The 1,422-nt window shown below is 39.4% G+C and carries 1 protein-coding gene; it reads right to left on the minus strand.

The features are described 5' to 3' along the window. Positions 1 to 232: 232 nt before the first annotated feature. On the minus strand, positions 233 to 1,422 hold a 1,190-nt coding region (locus E5A76_RS18785), incomplete at its 5' end, for a NupC/NupG family nucleoside CNT transporter (RefSeq protein WP_161119855.1).

The raw sequence follows: 1,422 nt of genomic DNA on the forward strand, positions 1-1,422 counted from the left end.
CATCAATATACCTTTAAACTCACTAATCATAATAAATTTAACTCATACATATCATGAAGTTGGTTGCATTTTTAATCTCTTATATATTTTTAATAATTAGTGAACATAAATATTTTTTCAATCAGCCTTATAAATCACAGAGAGACATCAAATTTTGTGAAATCTAAATAGCAAAAAGCCGACTGCACACTAAGTACTCAGTCGGCTTCTTTTTATGTTCAGTGAAACGTTATTACATTAACAAGATAATGCTAACGATCGCTGCGCTCATTAGGTTTGCTAGTACACCAGCAGCAACGGCACGGATACCGTATTTCGCAATGAATGGACGACGCTCAGGAATTAGGCTTCCCATACCACCAATTAGAATTGCTAGTGTCGTGATGTTAGCAAAACCACACAGTGCAAAAGTAACAACAGCTAATGAATGTGGTGATAGCGCATCTTTTACTTTCATCATGTCAATGAAAGCTACAAATTCGTTCATTACAACTTTCTGACCAATTAATGAGCCAGCCGTTACCGCCTCACTCATTGGAATACCCAGTAATAATGCAACAGGTGCAAACAGGTAACCAATTAGCATTTGGAATGTTAAACCTTGAATGCCAAAGAACTCACCGATATCACCTAATAGACCATTAAACAGTGCAATCACACTAATGAATGCAATCAAGGTTGCACCGATAGTCACAGCCATACGAAGACCTGACATCGCACCATCAGCTAATGCTTCTACTACGTTAGTTGCTTTAGGAATCTCAACGCTAGTGATTTCATCAGCAGAAAGCTTTTTGTCACTTGGTGGCATAATGATTTTCGACATCAATAAGCCTGCTGGTGCTGACATAAATGCTGCTGCAATCAGGTAATTCAAATCTACACCTACTGCTGCATAACCGACCATAGTAGAGCCTGCAACCGATGCTAAGCCACATGTCATCACAGCAAACAGTTGAGAATCATCCATTGATTTTAGGTACGGTTTGATCACAAGTGGCACTTCTGACATACCAACAAAGATGTTCGCCCCTGCTGATAGTGATTCTGCACGACCTGTACCTAGGATACGTTGCAAGCCGCCACCGAACACATTTACCACTTTCTGCATAATGCCTACGTGATACAGCATAGAAATCAGTGCAGAGAAAAAGATGATAATGCCCAGAACGTTAACAGCGAATACAAAGCCGATACTGCCTGTTGCTAAGCCACCGAATAAAAACGATAAGCCATCTTTACCGTAATCAGTTACATAAGTAACACCGTTACTTACTGCTTGTAGTGCTGACTTACCAGCAGGAATGTAAAGCACGATCAACGCAAATAACACTTGTAGTGCAAATGCAATGCTAACCATTTTTACAGGGATACGCTTTTTATCTGTTGAAATAAGAAACGCGATAAGAAGTAGAACAAATA

The sequence above is a fragment of the Photobacterium lucens genome (genome assembly GCF_009873615.1).
Lineage (GTDB): Bacteria > Pseudomonadota > Gammaproteobacteria > Enterobacterales > Vibrionaceae > Photobacterium > Photobacterium lucens.